Consider the following 20,463-nt stretch of genomic DNA (forward strand, 5'->3'; position numbering starts at 1 on the left):
CGGGCGCCGCCACTGTGGGGAGACATGGGCATGATCGGACGCCTCAATCACGTGGCCATCGCGGTCAAGGACATCGCGGCGGCCGCGGCCCTCTATCGTGACACGATGGGGGCCGATGTCTCGGAGGCGGTGCCGCAGACCGAGCATGGCGTGACGACCGTCTTCATCCATCTGCCCAACACCAAGATCGAGCTGCTGGAGCCGCTGGGTGCGGATTCGCCCATCGCCAAGTTCCTGGAGCGCAATCCGGACGGCGGCATCCACCACATCTGCTATGAGGTGGACGATATCCTCGCCGCCCGCGACCGGCTGAAGGCCACGGGCGCGCGGGTGCTGGGCACCGGGGAGCCGAAGATCGGTGCCCATGGCAAGCCGGTGCTGTTCCTGCATCCCAAGGACTTCAACGGCACGCTGGTCGAGCTGGAACAGGCCTGAGGAGCGCCGGGGTGAACATCGGCGCCATTCTCGCCATCTATTTCGTCGCCTGGTGGATCTGCCTGTTCGCCGTGCTGCCGTTCGGCGTGCGCAACCATGTGGAGGCGGGGTCCGCGCCCAAGCCGGGCACCGACCCCGGGGCGCCGGTGCGCCCGCTGCTGCTGCCGAAGATGGCGGCCACGAGCGTGATCGCGCTGATCGTCACGGCGGGCATCGTCTATCTCGCCACCAGCGGTGTGATCCGTCTGGAGGATCTGCCCATGCCCTTCGACAACAAGGGCTATTGAGTCGGGCTTCGCGCTTTGACGTGGGCGGGAGAGGGCCTCTTGGGAGGCCCTCTTGGCATCGCCTCCAGAAGCGGTAACAACAGCCGCCTTGATATTGGTCAGTTAGCCTGACCTACACTTTGCAATTCTGCGCAAAAAGAAAGGGCGAGACCGTATGTCTCGCCCTTTTGAAATTTGCACCTGTTTTCGGAAGATCGCGAGTGCCGTCGCGTCTTCCATGATGCTGCCGTTCCGAAATCGATTGCGCTCAAGGCGGCCATCGGTCGGCGTTTGATTTTATTAGTGATTCCTCCCGAGACCCGGACCCTCATCCTGTGCCTTGCGGCACCGGAACGGTCCCCTTTCTTGTGGCGATGTGAAACTAGAACAAGAATCGTGCGCTTGTCATCCTTGCGGCGCAATAGTTTATGTGCTGCGCCGCAACACGATGACGCAGTGTCACCTCTGATCTTGAACAGGGCGTGTGTTTTGCTTGCATGCCATCGATCCTGCCGGGGCACCGTTTTGCGGCCTCGCGATCACCGCAATCGGCCCGCAAGAGAGCGACCGGCCGTCTCGGGCTTGTGTTTTGCGGGGCCTTCCGCTTTCTGTCACCGGCACGTTTCTTTCAAACGCCAAACCCTCAGAGTCTGCCGATGCGCCTGTCCCGCTACTTCCTGCCCATTCTCCGCGAGGTTCCGAAGGAAGCGGACATCGTCTCGCACCGCCTCATGCTGCGCGCCGGCATGATCCGGCAGGAGAGCGCCGGCATCTATGCCTGGCTGCCGCTGGGCCTGCGCGTGCTGAACAAGATCTGCAACATCATCCGCGAGGAGCAGAATCGGACCGGCGCGGTCGAGCTGCTGATGCCCACCATCCAGTCGGCGGACCTGTGGCGCGAGAGCGGCCGCTATGACGACTATGGCAAGGAGATGCTGCGCATCAAGGACCGGCACGAGCGCGACATGCTGTTCGGGCCGACCAACGAGGAGATGATCACCGAGATCGTCCGCGGCTCCATCAAGTCCTACAAGAGCCTGCCGCTGAACCTCTACCACATCCAGTGGAAGTTTCGGGACGAGGTGCGCCCGCGCTTCGGCGTCTACCGCTCGCGTGAATTCCTGATGAAGGACGCCTATTCCTTCGATCTGGACGCGGAGGGCGCCAAGCATTCCTACAACAAGATGTTCGTGGCCTATCTGCGCACCTTCGCGCGCATGGGCCTCAAAGCCATCCCCATGGTGGCCGATACCGGCCCCATCGGTGGCAACCTCTCGCACGAGTTCATCATCCTCGCCTCCACCGGCGAGAGCGAGGTGTTCTGCCATGGCGACTATCTGGAGATGGCGCCCCCGCCTGCGGACGTGAATTTCGATGACGCGGTGGCCATCCAGCAGGTGGTGAACGACTGGACCACCCTCTACGCCGCCACCGAGGAGAAGCACGACGCCGCCACCTTCGCGGCGATCCCCGGGGAGCGCCAGATGGCGGCGCGGGGCATCGAAGTCGGTCACATCTTCTATTTCGGCACCAAGTACAGCGCGCCCTTCAACGCCAAGGTGCTCGGGCCGGACGGCGCCGAGCATCTCATCCACATGGGCTCCTACGGCATCGGCCCGTCCCGTCTCGTGGCCGCCATGATCGAGGCGTCCCATGACGACGCGGGAATCATCTGGCCCGACGCGGTCGCGCCGTTCCAGGTGGGCATCCTCAATCTGAAGGTGGGCGACAGCGCCGTGGATGCGGCCTGCGCCGATCTTTACGCGAAACTAACCGCTGCTGGCGTCGACGTACTGTACGACGACACGGACGAGCGGGCCGGCTCGAAGTTCGCGACCGCGGACCTGATCGGCCTGCCCTGGCAGATCCTGGTGGGGCCGAAGAGCCTCGCCGACGGCAAGGTGGAACTCAAGCGGCGTGTGGACGGCTCGCGCGAGCTGGTCACGCCCGCCGAGGCATTCGAGAGGCTCAAGGGATGACGGGACGGCAGCGCATGGCCGCAGCCAAGGGTTCGCGGGCCGCCCCGCCGGACGCCGAACCCATGGGCACACGGCCATTCGCTGCCTTCGAATGGATGCTCTCCCTGCGCTACCTCCGGGCGCGGCGCAAGGAGGGCTTCATCTCGGTCATCGCCGGCTTTTCGTTCGTGGGCATCGTGCTGGGCGTCGCCACGCTCATCATCGTCATGGCAGTGATGAACGGCTTCCGGCAGGAACTGCTGGGCAAGATCCTCGGCCTCAACGGCCACATGCTCGTGCAGCCGCTGGAGAATGCGCTCACCGACTATACGGCGGTCGCAGACCGCATCTCCAAGCTCAACGGCATCAAGCTGGCGGTGCCGGTGGTGGAGGGGCAGGCGCTCGCCTCCTCGCCCTACAATGCCTCCGGCGTTCTGGTGCGCGGCCTTGCCGAGAAGGACCTCCGGTCCATGCCCTCGGTGGCCAACAACATCCGCCAGGGCACGCTGGACGGCTTCGATCAGGGGCAGGGGCTCGCCATCGGCAAGCGCCTCGCCGACCAGCTCTCGCTGCGGGCGGGCGATAACATCACGCTGGTCGCCCCGCGCGGATCTGTGACCCCCATGGGCACGTCACCCCGCATCAAGGTCTACAAGATCGCGGCGGTGTTCGAGATCGGCATGTCGGAATATGACAGCGCCTTCGTCTTCATGCCGCTGCCCGAGGCGCAGGCCTATTTCAACCGCAATGGCGATGTGAACGCCATCGAGGTCTATATCGCCAATCCCGATGACGTGGGCGAACTCAGGGGCGCGGTGCAGGCGGCGGCGCAGAGGCCGGTCTATATCGTGGACTGGCGGCAGCGGAACGCCACGTTCTTCAATGCGCTGCAGGTGGAGCGGAACGTGATGTTCCTCATCCTCACCCTCATCGTGCTGGTGGCGGCGCTGAACATCATCTCCGGCCTCATCATGCTGGTGAAGGACAAGGGCCACGACATCGCCGTGCTGCGCACCATGGGCGCGACGCAGGGGGCGATCATGCGCATCTTCCTCATCACCGGCGCCAGCATCGGCGTGGTCGGCACGCTGGTGGGCGTGTTGCTGGGCGTGGTGGTGTGCCTCAATATCGAGGAGATCCGTCAGTTCATCTCCTGGATGACCCGGACCGAGCTGTTTTCGCCGGAGCTCTATTATCTGAGCCGTCTGCCGGCGCAGATGGACATGCGCGAGACGCTCTCCGTGGTCTTCATGGCGCTGACCCTCTCGCTGCTCGCGACCCTCTATCCCTCCTGGCGGGCGGCCCGCCTCGATCCGGTGGAAGCCCTGAGATACGAATGATGCCCGAGCCCGACTTCCCGCCGGCCCTGGCCCTCGTCAATGTCGCCCGCCGCTACAAGGAGGGGGAAGGCGCCATCGAGGTGCTGCGCGACGCCAATCTGGTGGTGGAGCCCGGCCAGTCGGTGGCGCTGGTGGCACCTTCCGGCACCGGCAAGTCCACCCTGCTGCATCTCGCCGGCCTTCTGGAGCATCCGGACGAGGGCGAGGTCTATGTGGACGGCGCCCCCACCTCCGGCCTGCCGGACAAGGAGCGCACGCGGCTGCGCCGCATCCATGTGGGTTTCGTCTATCAGTTCCACCACCTCCTGCCCGAACTGACGGCGCTGGAGAATGTGATGATGCCCCAGATGATCCGCGGCCTCTCGAAGAAGGAGGCCTCGGTGCGGGCCGCCGATCTGCTCGACTATCTCGGCCTCGGCAAGCGCCTCAACCATCGCCCGTCCGAACTCTCGGGCGGCGAGCAGCAGCGCGTCGCCATCGCCCGCGCGCTCGCCAATGCCCCGCGCCTCGTGCTGGCGGACGAGCCCACCGGCAATCTCGACCCCAAGACGTCGGACCATGTGTTCGGGGCCCTCGCGGAGCTGGTGCACGCCACCGGCGTTGCCGCCATCATCGCCACCCACAATCTGGATCTCGCCGACCGCATGGACCGCCGCGTCACCCTGCGGGACGGGCAGGTGGTGGAGCTGGCCTGAGGGTTTCAGGCCTCAGCGCAGCGCCACCAGCACGGTCCCGGCGGCGATGAAGGCGACGCCCAGCCAGTTCTGCCAGTTCAGCTTCTCGCCCAGAAACAGCACGCCGAACACCGCCACCAGCACGACGCTCAGCTTGTCGATGGGCGCGACGCGGCTCGCGTCGGCGAGCTGCAGGGCCCGGTAATAGCAGAGCCACGATGCCCCCGTGGCGAGGCCCGACAGGACGAGGAAGACCCAGGTCTGCCGCGAGATGGCATCGAACGGCTGCCACGCCCCCTTCGCCTGCACGATGGCGGCGATCAGCACCAGAATGACGATGGTGCGGATGAAGGTGGCAAGGTCCGAGGAAATCCCCGCCACGCCGATCTTGCCGAAGATGGCGGTGAGCGCCGCGAATGCTGCCGAGCCGAGGGCCCACAGTTGCCAAGCCTGAATGACGGACTTCATGGGGCCTCCGCGAATCGGATCGTGGGGTGATCCTTTCATGGAATGGAGGCTCATCGTGCAATTCGAAGTGCTCCTCTGGGTATGTGGAGGGGGCCGGGCAGGGGCGTGCGGGTTGGCGTCAGCTCCGCCGCAAACTGGACAGCCTCCTTGCCGCTGCTATGGTCCCCGCCTCACAGGGGATGCGCATGAAGGACGGCTTGCGGACGACGGTCATCTGTTGCCTGGCCGTTCTGGTGGGCATCGGCCTCGGGTTTGCGCTGGCGGCCACCTTCTGGGGACGGCTCGTTTCGAGCATCGACAGTGACAGCCTGTCCAACTGGCTCGGCTTCACCGGCGCCGTCATCGGCGCGCTGGCCACCGTCACCGCCGGTGCGCTCGCTTATATCGGGGTGCTCTACAGCCACGCGGCCACCACGCGCGACGGCGCCGTCCACCGCATCACCGGCTATCTGGCCATCATCCGTAATCTCTATTCCCGCTGACTGGAGATGAAGGACGCCCCTGGCACCGATCCCGACCGTGCGATGAAGGTGCACACACTGCACGGCGAGCTTCAGCGGCCGGAGATCACGGTGGCGCTTTATGATTCCATCCTGCAGGAAGATCAGGTTGCCATCTTCGTGTTCTGCAACACGCTGCGGGTGGCGCTCACGGACGGGCATCCGCATCAGCGCAACGCGGCTGAAATCGCGCTCTATATCTTCGATGACGTGACGCGGGCGCTGACCATCCGCAAGCGGCTGCTGGAGGAGGGAAATCCTCTCCATAAGGTGCAGAACACCAAGTTCCTCACGGCGGAGCCCTATATCAAGGCCCTGTCCAGCGGCGACAAGCAGGAACTTGACGCGCGCAAGGCATGGGTAAGCCATGCCCCCGCCCGGGAAGACGCGGCACTGCCGGACCAGATCGTCGATCGCGCGGAAAAGGCCGTCTCAGCGGAGCACGCCTGAAGGGCAGCAGGACGGAACGTTCCGGATGCTTAAGGCCGCGCAGGGGAGAATGGCGCTCCCGTTCATTCTCTCTCGACCCGTCTCGCCCTAAGATAACCCGCTTCCGACTCGACCGAAGAGCACCATGCGCGATCCCGGCTTCGTCCATCTGCACGTCCATTCCTCCTATTCGCTGCTGGAAGGGGCGCTGACCCTCGGCAAGCTGGCGGATTTTGCCAAGGCGGACGCGCAGCCGGCGCTGGCCCTCACCGATACGGGCAATCTGTTCGGCGCGCTGGAATTCTCCGAGAAGATGTATGGCGCTGGCATCCAGCCCATCGCCGGCTGCTCGCTGGCGCTGGACCTGCCGGAGCCGGTGGCGCCGCGCGGTATCGTACCGAAGAAGCCGCGCATCGTGCTGCTGGCCGCCCGAGAGCAGGGCTGGCGCAACCTCATGACGCTGGTTTCGCGCGCCTATCTGGAAACGCCCGACGGGGAGGAGCCGCGCGTCACGCTCGACTGGCTCTCCGAACTGAACGATGGCCTCATTGCGCTGACCGGCGGGCCGGCGGGGCCGCTCGACAAGGCACTGGTGGCGGGTCATGGGGATGTGGCGGCAAGCCGCCTCGACCAGCTCACCGCCATCTATGGCGACCGGCTCTATGTGGAATTGCAGCGCCACAATTGGGATCCCGAGCGCATCGCCGAGCCGGGCCTGCTGGACCTCGCCTATGCCAAGGGCCTGCCGCTTGTGGCGGCCAACGAGCCCTTCTTCGGCGCCCAGAGCGACTACAATGCCCACGATGCGCTGATCGCCATCGCCGAATCGAAGCTCCTCTCCGAGGGCGATCGCCGCCGGCTCACCCCCGAGCACCGCTTCAAGACCCGCGCCGAAATGCTGGAGCTGTTCGCGGATTTGCCCGAGGCGACCGCCAACACGGTGGAGATCGCCCAGCGTTGCGCCTATCGGGTGCGCACGGCCAAGCCCATCCTGCCGCGCTTCACCTCCGGTGGTGGCGGTGACGCGCTGGCGGAAGAGGCGGCAGAGCTGGAGCGGCAGGCGCAGGAAGGCCTGGCCGCGCGCCTCGCCAAGCACGGCCCGGCCGAGGGGCTCGACACGAAGATCTATGAGGAGCGTCTCGCCTACGAGATCTCCGTCATCACCAAGATGAAGTTCCCCGGCTACTTCCTCATCGTGTCGGACTTCATCAAATGGGCGAAGGCGCACGACATCCCGGTGGGGCCGGGCCGTGGATCGGGCGCCGGCTCGCTGGTGGCTTATTCGCTCCAGATCACCGATCTCGATCCGCTGCGCTTCGGCCTGCTGTTCGAGCGCTTCCTCAATCCTGACCGCGTCTCCATGCCGGACTTCGACGTGGACTTCTGCCAGGACCGCCGCGAGGAGGTGATCGACTATGTGCAGAAGCGCTACGGGCGCTCGCAGGTGGCGCAGATCATCACCTTCGGTACGCTTCAGGCGCGCGGCGTGCTGCGCGACGTCGGCCGTGTGCTGGAAATGCCCTATGGCCAGGTGGACAAGCTCTGCAAGCTCGTGCCGCAGAACCCGGCCAATCCCGTCACGCTGAAGCAGGCCATCGAGGAAGAGCCGCGCCTTCAGGAGGCGCGCGACGAGGAGGAGGTGGTCAAGCAGGCCTTCGACATCGCCGTGCGCCTCGAAGGCCTCAACCGACACGCCTCGACCCACGCGGCGGGCATCGTGATCGGCGACCGGCCCCTGCATGAACTGGTGCCGCTCTATCGCGACCCCAAGTCCGACATGCCGGTCACCCAGTACAATATGAAATGGGTGGAGCAGGCCGGCCTTGTGAAGTTCGACTTCCTCGGCCTCAAGACGCTCACCACCATCACCACGGCGGTGAAGCTGATCCGCCAGCGGGGCATCGATCTCGACATCTCGAAGATCCCGCTCGACGATCCCAAGACCTACGCCATGCTGGCCCGGGGCGAGACGGTGGGCGTGTTCCAGGTGGAAAGCGCGGGCATGCGCCGCGCCCTCGTGGACATGAAGGCCGACCGCATCGAGGATCTGATCGCGCTCGTCGCGCTCTATCGTCCCGGCCCCATGGCCAACATCCCGGTCTATTGCGACTGTAAGCACGGGCGCGCCGAGCCGGACTATATCCATCCGAAGCTTGAGCCTTATCTGAAGGAAACCTTCGGCGTCATCATCTATCAGGAACAGGTGATGCAGATCGCGCAGGCGCTGTCCGGCTATTCGCTGGGCGAAGCCGACCTGCTGCGCCGCGCCATGGGCAAGAAGATCCGCGCCGAGATGGAGAAGCAGCGCGCCCGCTTCGTGGATGGCGCGCAGGAGCGCGGCGTCCCGAAGGCGCAGGCGGACACCATCTTCGACCTGCTCGCCAAGTTCGCGGACTACGGCTTCAACAAGTCGCACGCGGCGGCCTATGCGCTCGTCGCATACCAGACGGCGTGGCTGAAAGCGAACTACGCCACCGAATTCCTCGCCGCCTCCATGACCCTCGACATGGGCAATACGGACAAGCTGGCGGAATTCCGTCAGGAGGCGCAGCGCCTTGGCATCCAGGTGGTGCCGCCGAACATCAATCTCTCGCACCGCGACTTCGCGGTGGTGGACGGCAAGATCATCTACGCCATGGCGGCCATCAAGGGCGTGGGCGGGCACGCGGTGGATGCGCTGGTGGCCTCGCGCGGCAAGGAGCCGTTCACGGATCTTGCGGACTTCGCCAACCGCTTCCCGGTGAAGCACCTCAACAAGCGCACGCTGGAAAATCTCGCCGCCGCCGGCTGCTTCGACGTGCTGGAGAAGAATCGCGCCCGCGTCTTCGCCGCCCTTGATGCGGTGGTGGCCCATGCCCAGCGTGTCGAGGCCGACCGCTCGTCCGGCCAGAACGACATGTTCGGCTCCGGCCCGGTCAAGGCCAAGCTACCGCTGCCCGACGCCCAGCCCTGGGAGCCGGCGGAGCGGCTGAAGCGCGAATACGACACCATCGGCTTCTTCCTCACCGGCCATCCTCTGGATGACTACGCCCCGGCGCTGAAGAAGATGCGCGTGCAGCAGTTCTCGGACTTCTCCCGCGCCGTGCGGCAGGGCGCGGCGGCCGGCCGGCTCGCGGCGACCGTCGTGTCGCGGCAGGAGCGCAAGACCAAGACCGGCAACCGCATGGGCATCGTCGGCCTCTCGGACCCCTCCGGCCATTTCGAGGCGGTGCTCTTCTCGGAAGGCCTCGCCCATTATCGCGACCTGCTGGAGCCGGGCACGCCGGTGCTGATGATGGTGGCTGCCGAGCTTCAGGGCGAGGACGTGCGCGTGCGCATCCAGTCCTGCGAGCGGCTCGACGAGGCCACCGCCCGGCACCACAAGAATCTGCGCATCTTCGTCAATTCCACCGAGCCGCTGACCGGCATCTCCCGCCGCCTCTCGGGCGGAAAGGGCGATGGCGAGGTGAGCCTCGTGCTGCTGATGGACGGCGGCAAGGCGGAAGTGGAGATCCGCCTCGACGGCCGCTATCCCGTCTCGCCCCAGATCGCGGGGGCCATCAAGGCGATCCCGGGCGTGGTGGCGGTGGAGGCGGCCTGAGGGCAGGCACGGACAGGGGCGGCTTGCCGCCCTTCGTCACACCAGAAGATGGCTGCCCGAGGCGCTGGTGAAATCAAGCTGGACGATCAGGTCGTTATAATCGTGGTCTCCGCCGCCATAGAGGTCTTCCCAGCCCCAGGTGTTGAGGCCGTAGCTCCACAGATGGGCGACGTGCTGGCCGTTCACGGTTTCATTGCCCGAGGCGAAGGCCCAGTAGGTTTCGCCGTTGCTGGTGAGCTTCATGGCGATGAGATCGCCCGCATTCACATGGGCGAGTTCGGTCTGGCTGTAGGCGCCATAGCCGGTTCCTGAAACGGTCGTCTGGCCGCTGATGGTGCTGTAGGCATGGGCGGCGGCTGCCTCCGCATAGCCCGCCTGTCCGGGGGCGAGGCCATCCACGGTCCCCGCATAATCGGCCACCTTGTAGAACATGACCGAGACGTCGTTGACGCCATTCTGGCGCAGGCGGACGACAGCGTCGGCATCGTTCGCGCCGTTCGCGGTGGTGGCCACCGCCAGCGGCCGGGCCACTTCCACCGACGAGAGGCCGTCCCCCGAGACGAAATCCACGAAGCCGTAATCGGCCGTGAGTGCGGCCTGATGGGAGGTTGCCGGCGTGCCCGACACGGAGAGGGCGAGTGGTGTCCCGGCGGCGACGCCGGTCTGGACGATCTGTCCCTGGCCATAGCCGTCGAACAGCGTGACAAGCGTGGGCGAGAAATCCGACTGCAGGCTCTGCTGGGCGAGTGCGCTGGTCCAGGCATAGGGGGACGCGGCGTTGCCCGCGAAGCTGTAGGTGGCCGAGCCGAGCGAGAGGCTCCATTCGCCCGCATGGGAGAGACTGGACTGGAACAGGAGGCTCTGGTCGGCGGTGCTGCTCCAGCCCGCGCTCGCGCCGGAGGAGGGGACACCTGCATTCTGCAGCACCGGCGTCAGGTCATAATAGAGTTCGGCGTGGGCGATGGTGGACAGCGCCCGCGCCAGCAGCAGCCCGTTGGGGGAGCCGAGGCCGGTTGTGAGATCATAGCCCTGGCCGGCCGCATAACCGAGGCCCGTGGCCGAGATGCCGCCGAGCTGGGGCGAGGTGTAGGTGCTGCCGGGGATGAAGGTGGAGACGTTGTTGCCCGCCGTGATGTCGTTGAAGGAGGCGGGCGCGATGGCGGCGGCGATGTAATAGAGGTCGTTGCTGTAGCCCAGATTGGGCAGCCCCTGATCCTTGAAGATGGCGTTGAATTCGGTGGCGAGCGCGGCCCAGAAGGGCGTCGCGGCGCTGGTGCCGCCGTTGGGATAGACGCCCAGCATGTTCGAGCCGGGCAGGAGATAGCCCATGTTGCCCTGGGACAGGGCCGAGACGTCCGGCGCGCCACGGCCGGTGCCGTGGGAAGGATCGGCATCGGTGGGCGTAAGGCCGAAGGCGGTCTGGTAACCCGGCGTCGACTGGGTGGTGTCGACACCGCCGGAGGTGGCGAAATTCTCGCCATAGCCGGGAAACAGGCGGCTGCCGGAAAGGATATACTGGTTCCACACCGTCTCGATGAAGGGCTCGAGCTGGCCCGTACCGGCCGGCCAGGCGGTGAGACCGCCGCGCACCAGTTGCCACAGCGTCGCAAGGTCGCCCTGCTGGGCGGCGAGGACCACGCCCGCCAGCGTGCTGTCGGTCTGCGCGGCGGCGAGGGTCGAGACGGAGGTGCCGCCGACCACCATGGCGTAGGAACTCATGCTGCCCGTGAACAGGTTGGTGAGGCCCGTTCCCGTCTCATTGCCCGAGCCGCCGTCGAAGGCGTCGTTGAAGACCGAAATGCCGCGCAGCGCCGCATCGACGAACAGTTCGCGATAGGCGGTGGCGAAGGGCGAACCCGGCGCGAAGGACAGGCCGTCGCTCCAGGACGAGGAGATCACGGCGGGGTTGTTCTGCTGGTCCCAGATGGCGGTCTGGTAGGCGGTGTAGACGGTGTCGCCCGAGCCGACATAAAGCCCGATCAGGCTGTTCGGGACGATGGCACTGACCACGCCCACGTCGAGGGAGCGCTCGTCGGCATTGTCGGCATTGTAGCGCTCGTTCGCGCTGTTCTGGACGTAATAGGCGCCGCTCCCCGGAACCCCGGCCGTCGCCAGATAGGCCTGAAGCCGCGACTGGAAGCTCGGGCCGGGGATGGTGGGGTTCAGCGCATCGCCTATGCCGATCTCGACCAGCGCCAGCGTGCCGGTCTGGTGCGCCGGGCCGCTGAGAGGAAAATTGTAGAGCGCGGCGATGTCCTGCGGGTAGAGTTCGGTGGCACTGGTGCTCTGGTTGCCGGGGCTCTGGGCGCCCTGCGGGAGGGCGACGGTGCTGCTCGTCAGGGCGCTGGTCGCCGGGTCCATCCCATAGTCGAACCAGAGGCCAGCCGTGGATGAGGCGATGGAGGCCGGAAGCGACAGGTCTCCGTTCCAGTAGAGCTGCTCATAGGCGCCGCCGAAGGCCGCCCCCTTCATCAGCGGGGTGCCGAACAGGGTCTGGAAGCCCGCCGCATCCAGCGACACCCAGATGGTGCGCGAGGCCGCCGAGGTGACATAGCCGCCGGTGCCGGTCTCGTCCCCGAGCACCGTGCCGATTCCCCCGAGCTGGGTCTTCACATTATTGAAGGTGCCGGTGTCGGCGCCGTAGGTGGTCCACAGGGTCCCGTTGGCCTGCATCTGCGCGAGGGTCGCCTGCCGCGTGCCCCAGTCGGCATCGAGGAGCGCCGTCGGATCGTTCGCGCGGTTGAGCACCACGGCAACCGTGATGTGGGCGTTGCCGGTGACGAGCTGTGTGTTGGTGAGGCCGTAGGCTGTGGCCGGATCCGTCACGGACGCGGGAATGGTGCCGTAGCTCGTGAAATCCAGATAACTGGAATTGGCGACCATGGCCCCGATCCTTCCCCACCGTTCGGACGGCATCGTCCCACGAAACGGGAGCGTGTTTAAGGGGGAGGGGACGACTCCTGCCGCCGCAAGCCGAGGCCGTGCCCTGCGCATGGCAGCCTGTGGGCAGCGCGGGCTTGCCTCAGGCCGGCCCTTCCGCTATTAGCCGCGCCATTCCGCACGCGGACACAGGGCATGTCGCCCATCCGGTGCCTTCGTCCCTGACGGGTCGAGGGTACGTCCGCGGAGGCTCAACCGGAGACATAAGATGGCTCTTCCTGACTACTCCATGCGTCAGCTCCTGGAAGCTGGCGTGCACTTCGGCCACCAGTCGCACCGCTGGAACCCCAAGATGTCGCAGTACATCTTCGGCGTCCGCAACAACATCCACATCATCGACCTGTCGCAGACCGTGCCGGCGCTGCATCGCGCGCTGCAGGCCGTGTCCGACACCGTGGCCCAGGGCGGCCGCGTGCTGTTCGTGGGCACGAAGCGTCAGGCGCAGGATCAGGTGGCCGACGCCGCCCGCCGCTCCGCGCAGTATTATGTGAATTCCCGCTGGCTCGGCGGCATGCTGACCAACTGGAAGACCATTTCCAATTCGATCGCCCGCCTGAAGAAGCTGGAAGAGATGCTCTCCGGCCCCGAGCAGGGCGGTTACACCAAGAAGGAGCGTCTGACGCTCTCCCGTGAAAAGGAGAAGCTCGAGCGCGCCCTCGGCGGCATTCGCGACATGGGCGGCCTGCCCGACCTGCTGTTCGTGATCGACACGAACAAGGAAGACATCGCCGTGAAGGAGGCCCAGCGCCTCGGCATCCCGGTGGCGGCCATCCTCGACACCAATTCCGATCCGGACGGCATCACCTATCCGGTTCCGGGCAACGATGACGCCGGCCGCGCCATCCAGCTCTATTGCGACCTCGTCGCCCGCGCCGCCATCGACGGCATCGGCCGTGGTCATGTGGACCTCGGTGTGGATCTCGGCGAGACCGAGGCCCCGCTCTCCGAGGACCTGCCGGCCGAGCCGAGCCTGTGGTCCACGTTCGAGCCCCTCTCCGGTCCCCGCGGCGTTGCCGACGACCTGAAGAAGCTCACCGGCGTGAGCCCCGAGATCGAGCAGAAGCTGAACGACCTCGGCGTGTTCCACTTCTCCCAGATCGCCGGCCTCGACAGCGTCGATGCCCAGCGCGTGGGCGAGGAAGTGGGTCTGCCGGGCCGCGTGGACGGCTGGATCGCCCAGGCCAAGGAGTTCTCCGCCGAGGCGGAGTGATCCCTTAAAGGCCTTTTGAGTTCTGGTTTAGGGGCGCAGCCCCGGCGGCCGGTCTGGGAAACACTCAGGCCGGCCGTGGTATGAGAAGAAGAGGAAGCTGAGCATGGCCGCGATCACTGCAGGGCTCGTGAAGGAACTGCGCGACAAGACCGGCGCCGGCATGATGGACTGCAAGGCGGCGCTCACCGAGAACAACGGCGACATCGAGGCCGCCATCGACTGGCTGCGCAAGAAGGGCCTTGCCAAGGCCGCCAAGAAGGCTGGCCGCGTGGCCGCCGAGGGCCTCGTCGCCGTCGAGTCGTCCGGCCACTATGCCGCCGCCATCGAGGTGAACGCCGAGACCGACTTCGTCGCCCGCAACGCCGATTTCCAGGCGTTCGTGCGTGAGGCCGCCAAGGTAGCCCTGAACACCGACGGCTCCATCGAGGCGGTCGCCGCCGCCCACTTCCCGGGCGAGAGCGTCACCGTCGCCGATAAGCTCGCCACCCTGATCGCCACCATCGGCGAGAACATGACGCTGCGCCGCTCGGTGCGCCTCACGGTCTCGGCCGGCGTGATCGCCACCTATGTGCACGGCGCCGTCTCCGAGGGCCAGGGCCGCATCGGCGTGCTCGTGGCGCTCGAGTCGCAGGGCGACGTGGAGAAGCTCTCCACCCTCGGCCGCCAGATCGCCATGCATGTCGCCGCCCTCAACCCGCTGGCGCTCGACGCCTCGGGCATCGACGAGGCGACCATCGCCCGCGAGAAGGCCATCCTGCTCGAGAAGCATCAGGGCAAGCCGGCCAACGTGCAGGAGAAGATCGCCGAGAGCGGCATGAAGACCTATTTCAAGGAGGTCACCCTCCTGGAGCAGCCCTTCGTGCATGACGGCTCCAAGTCGGTCGCTCAGGTGCTGAAGGAGAACGAGGGCTCGGTCGGCGCGCCGATCACGCTCAAGGGCTTCGTGCGTTATGCCCTCGGCGAGGGCATCGAGAAGGAAGAGAGCGACTTCGCGGCCGAGGTCGCTGCTGCGGCTGGCCAGTCCTGACCGCCGGCGAAGGCGAAACGGCAATGCCGGGCCTTCCCTATCCACGCATCCTGGTCAAGGTCTCGGGCGAGGCCTTGATGGGATCGGAACCGTTCGGGCTTCATCCCCCGACGGTTGCCCGCATCGCCCGCGAACTCGTGGCCGCGCGTGAGCTCGGCTGCGAGGTGGCGGTGGTCGTGGGCGGCGGCAACATCCTGCGTGGCGCGCGGGTGGCGGGCGAGGATCTCGACCGCTCCACCGCCGACCACATGGGCATGCTGGCCACCGTGATGAACTGCCTGGCGCTGGAAGCGGCGGTGGAGGCGGCGGGCCAGCCCGCACGCACCATGTCCGCCATTCCCATGCCGACGGTGTGCGAGCCCTACGCCCGCCAGCCGGCCCAGCGCCACCTGCGGCGTGGCCGCGTCGTGCTTCTGGCCGGCGGCACCGGCAATCCGTACTTCACCACGGATACGGGCGCGGTGCTGCGCGCGGCGGAGCTCGACTGCGACGCCGTGCTCAAGGCCACCAATGTGGACGGCGTGTACACCGCCGACCCCAAGACCGACCCGACCGCCACCCGCTACGAGCGCATCACCCACGATCAGGCCCTGGCCTATGATCTCAAGGTGATGGATGCGGCGGCCTTCGCCCTTGCCCGCGAGGCGTCGCTGCCTATCATCGTCTTCTCCATCCGCGATCCGGGCGCCATTGTGGCCGCGGCGCAGGGAGAGGGGCGCGTGACGGTGGTTTCTCCCTGAGGTTCGATGCGCGGCTGGTGACGGGCTTGAGGCCCGCGCCGGCCGCGTTCGCGTTGCCGCCGGGCGATCGCCGGAGGATCATCATAGGGTGATCTTGGGGTTTCGCGGCGGCGGGCTGCGATCGGATCGCCCTTGACAGGGATGCCGGACGCGACCCATTCCAGCCTCGGTTTTCTGCAGGATCGGCGGCGCACCGCCACCTCCCGCACCAGTCGCCGGCGCGTCCGTCGCGCCGCGAGAATACGATAGAGGACAGCCATGACCACCGCCTTCGACATTGCCGACATCAAGCGCCGCATGGCCGGTGCCGTTACGTCCCTGAAGCAGGAACTGGGTGGTCTGCGCACCGGTCGGGCCTCCGCCAGCCTGCTGGAACCGATCACGGTCGACGCCTATGGCGCCAACATGCCGCTGGCCCAGGTGGCCACCGTCTCCGTGCCCGAGCCGCGCCTGCTCTCGGTGCAGGTATGGGATCGCGGCATGGTCAATGCCGTGGAGAAGGCGATCCGCGACAGCAACCTCGGCCTCAACCCCAACACCGAAGGCCAGACCCTGCGCATCCGCATCCCGGAGCTCAATGAGGAGCGCCGCAAGGAGCTGGTGAAGGTCGCCCACAAATATGCCGAGGCCGCCCGCGTCGCCGTCCGCCATGTGCGCCGCGACGGCATGGACCTGCTGAAGAAGCTGGAAAAGGACAGCGCCATCAGCTCCGACGACATGGAGCGCCTGTCCAAGGACGTGCAGAAGGCGACCGACGAGACCATCTCCGAGGTGGATCAGACCCTCGCCCACAAGGAAAAGGAAATCCTCTCGGTCTGAGAGCGGTTTCGGCTTGGCGGGGGAGCGGCCCATGTCCCGGGCAGATGGCGTGCAAGACAGCGTCCCGGAGGCCGGTTCCCCGTCCTGTCCGGCGGGCGTGCCCGTCCATGTGGGCATCATCATGGATGGCAACGGCCGCTGGGCCACCTCGCGCAAGCTGCCGCGCGTGGAAGGCCATCGGCGCGGGGTGGAGGCGCTGCGCCGCTGCGTGCGCTCCGCCCGCGAGATCGGCATCCGGTTTCTGACCATCTACAGCTTCTCGAGCGAGAACTGGTCGCGCCCGGTGAGCGAGATTTCCGAGCTCATGGGCCTGCTGCGCCGCTTCCTGCGCCATGACCTCGCCGAATTGCACGCCGCCAACGTGCGCGTGCGCATCATCGGCGAGCGCGCCTCGCTCTCCCGCGACCTGTCCGCCATGCTGGACGAAGCGGAGGCGCTGACCGCCGCAAACACCGGCCTGACGCTGGTGGTCGCCTTCAATTACGGCAGCCGGCAGGAGATCGCGGAAGCCGCTGCCCGCCTTGCGGCGGAGGTCGCCGCCGGCACGCTGCGCCCGGAAGAGATCACGGCCGACCTGCTGGGCAGCCGTCTTTCGACGGCGGGCATTCCCGATCCCGATCTCATCATCCGCACCAGTGGCGAGCAGCGGCTCTCCAACTTCCTGCTGTGGCAGGCTGCGTATGCGGAGCTCGTCTTCCTGCCCATCTACTGGCCGGACTTCGACCATGCGGCGCTGCTCGGGGCGCTTCAGGAATATGCCCGGCGCGACCGCCGGTTCGGCGGACTGACCGCCCGCACCGGCAGTTGATCCCCGTGGTCATTGGACCGGACCTCAAGCAGCGCACGCTGTCGGCCATCGTGCTCGCCCCCGTGGTTCTCGCGACCACCGTCTTCGGCGGACTGCCTTTCCTTCTGCTCTGGACGCTCGCCGGTGCCGGCGTTCTGCTGGAATGGTGCGGGGTTGCGCGCCTCGGCCCCCGCGTGCCTTATCTCGCCATCGGCTTTGTGGTGATCGCGGCCTGCGCCGGCCTGAAGGCGGTGGGGCTCCCCGAGAGCGTGCCGCTCGTCCTTCTCGCCGGCCTTGCCGTCTGCGCCCTGTTGGTCCGGCCGCGCCTGTGGGCGGCGCTGGGCCTCGTCTGTGCCGCTGCCTGCGCCTTCCCCGTGGTGGTGCTCCGCGGCGACGATCAGGTGGGCCTCCTCAGCGTCTTCTTCCTGTTCGCGGTTGTCTGGGGCACTGACATTGGCGCCTATTTCACCGGCCGGATCGTCGGCGGCCCGAAGCTCTGGCCGCGCCTCTCGCCCAACAAGACCTGGTCCGGCGCCATTGGCGGCGCCGTGTTCGGGACGCTGGCGGGCACCGGCGTCGCGCTGGCGGGCGGGCTGCTCTTCTCGCCCGTGCTGTTCCTCATCGGCCTTCTGCTGAGCGTGATCTCGCAGTCGGGCGATCTTGCGGAATCGGCCTTCAAGCGCGCCTTCGGCGTGAAGGATGCCGGCTGGCTCATTCCCGGACACGGCGGCATTCTTGACCGGCTCGATGGCTTTGCCGCCGCCGCGCTGGCGGCGCTTGTGATCGCCGTGCTCCACGGCGGCCCGACGCCCGCCGCCGGTCTGCTTCTCTGGTAGGACATTGCCATGACTTCGGTTTCCATCCTCGGCGCCACGGGTTCGGTCGGCCGCAGCACCGTCAAGGTGCTGGAGGGGGAACGGGAGCGGTTCCGCGTGGAGGCGGTGGCGGGCGGTCGTGATGCGGCCGGGCTCGCCGATCTTGCCATTCACCTCGGGGCCAAGTTCGCCGCCGTGGCCGATGATGCGGCCGGTGCGGAACTGAAGGCCCGGCTCGGCGGCACGGGGATCGCCTGCGGCGCCGGCCGGACGGCGGTGCTCGAGGCGGCGGCGCGGGACGCGGATATCGTGGTGGCGGGCATTTCGGGCATTGCGGGCCTTGAACCGACCGTCGCGGCGTTCGGTGCCGGCCGGCGGATCGGCGTCGCCAACAAGGAATGCCTCGTGGCCGCCGGTGCCTTCTTCACGGGCGAGGCGGAGCGGGTCGGGGCCGAGATCTTCCCCGTCGATTCCGAGCACAATGCCATCTTCCAGGCCCTGTCCGCGGGGCCGCGCGCGGCGGTCGAGAAGGTGCAGATCACCGCGTCGGGCGGACCGTTCCGCACCGCCCCGCGCGAGGCGATCGCCAAGGCCGGGCCGGCGGCGGCGCTGAAGCACCCCAACTGGTCCATGGGGGCCAAGATCACCATCGATTCGGCCACGCTCATGAACAAGGGGCTGGAACTGATCGAGGCGCACCACCTCTTCGGCGTGCCGCCGGAGCAGCTCGAGGTGATCGTCCATCCCGAATCCATCGTCCACGGTCTGGTGGCGTTCGAGGACGGGTCGGTGGTGGCGGTGCTCGCCATGCCCGACATGGCCCTGCCCATCGCCCATTGCCTCAGCCATCCCGGCCGTCTGCCCACCACGTGCCGGAAGCTCGACCTTGCCGCTCTCGGCCGCCTCACCTTCGAGGCGCCGGATCTCGACCGCTTCCCGTGCCTGAGCCTCGCGCTGTCCGCGCTGGGGGAGGGGGGGGCGGCACCGACGATCCTCAACGGCGCCAATGAGGTGGTGGTCGCCGCCTTCCTCGAAGGCCGCATCGGCTTCTACGGAATCAGTGCCATCGTCGAGGAAACGCTGGCGCTGGCGACGCGCGGCGCGGCACCCGCATCGGTTGCCGAGGCGCTGCAACTCGACGCGGAGGCGCGGCGCATTGCCCTTTCCCTCTTGCCTAAGTTTGCCGCAAAGGCATCCTAAAGGCAGGGTCAGGCATGCCTCGGCGGTTATGACGGGGTGTGCCTGGATGCGGATCGGCGGCCGAGGGCGGGCGCGGGACGCGTTCGGCGCCGCAGGCCGCGAGCAAGGACGGGATGATGGACGTGTTGTCGGGACTGGGTTCCATGGGACATTCCCTGCTGGGATATGTGATCCCCTTTCTCTTCGTCCTGACGCTGGTCGTCTTCTTCCATGAGCTGGGGCACTTCTGGGTGGCCCGCCGGGCGGGCGTCCGGGTTCTGACCTTCTCCCTCGGCTTCGGTCCGGAACTCTTCGGCTTCAACGACCGGCACGGCACGCGCTGGCGCCTCGCCGCGATTCCCCTCGGCGGCTTCGTGAAATTCTATGGCGACGAGGATGCCGCCTCGACGCCTGATCCGGTGAAGCTGGCGCAGATGTCGCCGGCCGAGCGGCGGCAGAGCTTCTTCTACCAGCCCCTGCGCTGGCGCGCGGCCATCGTCGCGGCGGGCCCGGTCGCCAATTTCATCCTGGCGATCGTCATCTTCGCCTTCGTCTTCATGGTGTTCGGCCGGCAGGTGAGCTCGCCGCGCGTCGATCAGGTGGCGCCCTCCAGCGCCGCCGAGCGGGCGGGCTTCAAGGCGGGTGATCTCATCCTCACCATCGACGGCACGCCGGTGGAGAGCTTCTCCGACATGCAGCGCATTGTCGGTTCCAGCGCCGGCAGCCCGCTCACCTTCAAGGTGGATCGCGGCGGCGCGCCGGTGGAACTGTCCGCCACGCCGGAAATGCGCGAGGTGAAGGACGCCTTCGGCAATGTCCACCGCATGGGCATGCTCGGCATTTCCCGCTCGCTGGCCGCCGCCGACGTGGTGACCCGCCGCTACGGCCCGGTGGAAGCCGTGGCCATGGGGGCGCAGGAGACCTGGTTCGTGGTCGCCCGCACCTTCGATTATCTGGGGGGCCTCATCTCGGGCCGGGAATCGCCCGATCAGCTGGGCGGGCCCATCCGCATCGCCCAGGTGTCGGGGCAGGTGGCCACCTTCGGTTTCGGCGCTCTTTTGTCGCTGGCGGCCGTTCTGTCGGTGTCGATTGGACTTCTTAACCTCTTTCCCATCCCGCTGTTGGATGGGGGGCATCTCCTGTTCTACGCTGTGGAGGCAGTTCGCGGGCATCCTCTGAGTCCGCGGGCGCAGGACATTGGCTTTCGCATCGGCCTCGCCATCGTGCTTATGCTCATGGTGTTCGCCACCTGGAACGACGTGGTCCATATCGCCACCATGTGAGTCCCCACAGGGG

Annotated in this window: 18 protein-coding genes; 16 read left to right on the top strand and 2 right to left on the bottom strand. The window is 67.0% G+C overall.

Going from position 1 to position 20,463, the window contains the following annotated elements; genetic code table 11:
- The first annotated feature begins 30 nt into the window (after nucleotides 1–30).
- The 5 genes from mce to DFO45_RS12185 all read left to right on the top strand — a co-directional run bounded on the left by mce (nucleotide 31) and on the right by DFO45_RS12185 (nucleotide 4,694).
- Nucleotides 31–435 carry a methylmalonyl-CoA epimerase gene (gene mce / locus DFO45_RS12165; RefSeq protein WP_133865070.1) on the top strand — a complete coding sequence of 135 codons (405 nt, stop codon included), beginning with the start codon at nucleotides 31–33 and terminating at the stop codon, nucleotides 433–435.
- 11 nt (nucleotides 436–446) lie between these two features.
- Nucleotides 447–722: a DUF1467 family protein gene (locus DFO45_RS12170; protein WP_012170213.1), complete on the top strand. Its 276-nt coding sequence runs from the start codon at nucleotides 447–449 to the stop codon at nucleotides 720–722.
- A gap of 635 nt (nucleotides 723–1,357) precedes the next feature.
- Nucleotides 1,358–2,680 carry a proline--tRNA ligase gene (gene proS, locus DFO45_RS12175; RefSeq protein ID WP_133865071.1) on the top strand — a complete coding sequence of 441 codons (1,323 nt, stop codon included), beginning with the start codon at nucleotides 1,358–1,360 and terminating at the stop codon, nucleotides 2,678–2,680.
- A 14-nt stretch (nucleotides 2,681–2,694) separates the two neighbouring features.
- The gene (locus DFO45_RS12180) at nucleotides 2,695–3,999 is read left to right on the top strand and encodes a lipoprotein-releasing ABC transporter permease subunit (protein ID WP_197531789.1); all 1,305 of its coding nucleotides are present in this window, start codon (nucleotides 2,695–2,697) and stop codon (nucleotides 3,997–3,999) included.
- Nucleotides 3,996–4,694, top strand: a complete 699-nt coding sequence (locus tag DFO45_RS12185) for an ABC transporter ATP-binding protein (RefSeq protein WP_012170216.1) — start codon at nucleotides 3,996–3,998, stop codon at nucleotides 4,692–4,694. Before DFO45_RS12180 ends, DFO45_RS12185 begins: the two co-directional genes overlap by 4 nt.
- Before the next feature lie 12 nt (nucleotides 4,695–4,706).
- On the opposite strand, the gene DFO45_RS12190 is transcribed toward DFO45_RS12185, so the two are convergent.
- Nucleotides 4,707–5,141, bottom strand: coding sequence for an EamA family transporter (locus DFO45_RS12190; protein WP_133865072.1), 435 nt, complete (start codon nucleotides 5,139–5,141; stop codon nucleotides 4,707–4,709).
- 185 nt (nucleotides 5,142–5,326) lie between these two features.
- On the opposite strand from DFO45_RS12190, the gene DFO45_RS12195 reads away from it, so the two are divergent.
- From DFO45_RS12195 to dnaE, 3 genes are all read left to right on the top strand, one after another.
- Nucleotides 5,327–5,623 (top strand): hypothetical protein, encoded by a 297-nt coding sequence (locus DFO45_RS12195; protein WP_133865073.1) that lies wholly within the window; start codon nucleotides 5,327–5,329, stop codon nucleotides 5,621–5,623.
- A gap of 6 nt (nucleotides 5,624–5,629) precedes the next feature.
- The gene (locus DFO45_RS12200; RefSeq protein ID WP_133865074.1) at nucleotides 5,630–6,091 is read left to right on the top strand and encodes a hypothetical protein; all 462 of its coding nucleotides are present in this window, start codon (nucleotides 5,630–5,632) and stop codon (nucleotides 6,089–6,091) included.
- Between the two features lie 124 nt (nucleotides 6,092–6,215).
- Nucleotides 6,216–9,650, top strand: coding sequence for a DNA polymerase III subunit alpha (dnaE, locus tag DFO45_RS12205; protein ID WP_012170219.1), 3,435 nt, complete (start codon nucleotides 6,216–6,218; stop codon nucleotides 9,648–9,650).
- A gap of 36 nt (nucleotides 9,651–9,686) precedes the next feature.
- Here the strand turns inward: dnaE and DFO45_RS12210 are convergent, their stop codons facing one another.
- Nucleotides 9,687–12,533, bottom strand: coding sequence for a DUF4114 domain-containing protein (locus tag DFO45_RS12210; protein WP_133865075.1), 2,847 nt, complete (start codon nucleotides 12,531–12,533; stop codon nucleotides 9,687–9,689).
- Nucleotides 12,534–12,798: 265 nt separating this feature from the next.
- Here DFO45_RS12210 and DFO45_RS12215 point away from each other — a divergent pair, with 265 nt between their 5' ends.
- From DFO45_RS12215 to rseP, 8 genes are all read left to right on the top strand, one after another.
- A complete protein-coding gene (locus tag DFO45_RS12215) occupies nucleotides 12,799–13,800 on the top strand; it encodes a 30S ribosomal protein S2 (RefSeq protein WP_133865076.1) in 1,002 nt (333 codons plus the stop codon).
- Nucleotides 13,801–13,903: 103 nt separating this feature from the next.
- Entirely contained in the window at nucleotides 13,904–14,827 is a 924-nt protein-coding gene (gene tsf, locus DFO45_RS12220) for a translation elongation factor Ts (RefSeq protein WP_012170222.1), read from the top strand.
- 23 nt (nucleotides 14,828–14,850) lie between these two features.
- The gene (pyrH, locus tag DFO45_RS12225) at nucleotides 14,851–15,567 is read left to right on the top strand and encodes a UMP kinase (protein ID WP_012170223.1); all 717 of its coding nucleotides are present in this window, start codon (nucleotides 14,851–14,853) and stop codon (nucleotides 15,565–15,567) included.
- Nucleotides 15,568–15,825: 258 nt separating this feature from the next.
- Complete coding sequence (gene frr, locus DFO45_RS12230) at nucleotides 15,826–16,386, top strand: ribosome recycling factor (protein WP_012170224.1); 561 nt, start codon at nucleotides 15,826–15,828, stop codon at nucleotides 16,384–16,386.
- Nucleotides 16,387–16,417: 31 nt separating this feature from the next.
- Nucleotides 16,418–17,194 (top strand): isoprenyl transferase, encoded by a 777-nt coding sequence (locus DFO45_RS12235; protein ID WP_133865077.1) that lies wholly within the window; start codon nucleotides 16,418–16,420, stop codon nucleotides 17,192–17,194.
- Nucleotides 17,195–17,199: 5 nt separating this feature from the next.
- Nucleotides 17,200–18,009, top strand: a complete 810-nt coding sequence (locus tag DFO45_RS12240) for a phosphatidate cytidylyltransferase (protein WP_133865078.1) — start codon at nucleotides 17,200–17,202, stop codon at nucleotides 18,007–18,009.
- A 9-nt stretch (nucleotides 18,010–18,018) separates the two neighbouring features.
- Nucleotides 18,019–19,188 carry a 1-deoxy-D-xylulose-5-phosphate reductoisomerase gene (gene dxr / locus DFO45_RS12245; RefSeq protein ID WP_133865079.1) on the top strand — a complete coding sequence of 390 codons (1,170 nt, stop codon included), beginning with the start codon at nucleotides 18,019–18,021 and terminating at the stop codon, nucleotides 19,186–19,188.
- Between the two features lie 116 nt (nucleotides 19,189–19,304).
- Complete coding sequence (gene rseP, locus DFO45_RS12250; RefSeq protein ID WP_043880172.1) at nucleotides 19,305–20,450, top strand: RIP metalloprotease RseP; 1,146 nt, start codon at nucleotides 19,305–19,307, stop codon at nucleotides 20,448–20,450.
- Nucleotides 20,451–20,463 lie beyond the last annotated feature (13 nt).

This window comes from Azorhizobium sp. AG788, assembly GCF_004364705.1.
Taxonomy (GTDB): Bacteria; Pseudomonadota; Alphaproteobacteria; order Rhizobiales; family Xanthobacteraceae; genus Azorhizobium; species Azorhizobium caulinodans.

Bases quoted from the DNA above. Each gene is read 5' to 3' on its own strand.
- DFO45_RS12195 (WP_133865073.1), top strand. From the start codon at position 5,327: ATGAAGGACGGCTTGCGGACGACGGTCATCTGTTGCCTGGCCGTTCTG.
- tsf (WP_012170222.1), top strand. From the start codon at position 13,904: ATGGCCGCGATCACTGCAGGGCTCGTGAAGGAACTGCGCGACAAGACC.
- DFO45_RS12200 (WP_133865074.1), top strand. From the start codon at position 5,630: ATGAAGGACGCCCCTGGCACCGATCCCGACCGTGCGATGAAGGTGCAC.
- dnaE (WP_012170219.1), top strand. From the start codon at position 6,216: ATGCGCGATCCCGGCTTCGTCCATCTGCACGTCCATTCCTCCTATTCG.
- proS (WP_133865071.1), top strand. From the start codon at position 1,358: ATGCGCCTGTCCCGCTACTTCCTGCCCATTCTCCGCGAGGTTCCGAAG.
- dxr (WP_133865079.1), top strand. From the start codon at position 18,019: ATGACTTCGGTTTCCATCCTCGGCGCCACGGGTTCGGTCGGCCGCAGC.
- DFO45_RS12235 (WP_133865077.1), top strand. From the start codon at position 16,418: ATGTCCCGGGCAGATGGCGTGCAAGACAGCGTCCCGGAGGCCGGTTCC.
- frr (WP_012170224.1), top strand. From the start codon at position 15,826: ATGACCACCGCCTTCGACATTGCCGACATCAAGCGCCGCATGGCCGGT.
- pyrH (WP_012170223.1), top strand. From the start codon at position 14,851: ATGCCGGGCCTTCCCTATCCACGCATCCTGGTCAAGGTCTCGGGCGAG.
- DFO45_RS12210 (WP_133865075.1), bottom strand. From the start codon at position 12,533: ATGGTCGCCAATTCCAGTTATCTGGATTTCACGAGCTACGGCACCATT.
- DFO45_RS12185 (WP_012170216.1), top strand. From the start codon at position 3,996: ATGATGCCCGAGCCCGACTTCCCGCCGGCCCTGGCCCTCGTCAATGTC.
- DFO45_RS12180 (WP_197531789.1), top strand. From the start codon at position 2,695: ATGGCCGCAGCCAAGGGTTCGCGGGCCGCCCCGCCGGACGCCGAACCC.
- DFO45_RS12190 (WP_133865072.1), bottom strand. From the start codon at position 5,141: ATGAAGTCCGTCATTCAGGCTTGGCAACTGTGGGCCCTCGGCTCGGCA.
- DFO45_RS12215 (WP_133865076.1), top strand. From the start codon at position 12,799: ATGGCTCTTCCTGACTACTCCATGCGTCAGCTCCTGGAAGCTGGCGTG.
- mce (WP_133865070.1), top strand. From the start codon at position 31: ATGATCGGACGCCTCAATCACGTGGCCATCGCGGTCAAGGACATCGCG.
- rseP (WP_043880172.1), top strand. From the start codon at position 19,305: ATGGACGTGTTGTCGGGACTGGGTTCCATGGGACATTCCCTGCTGGGA.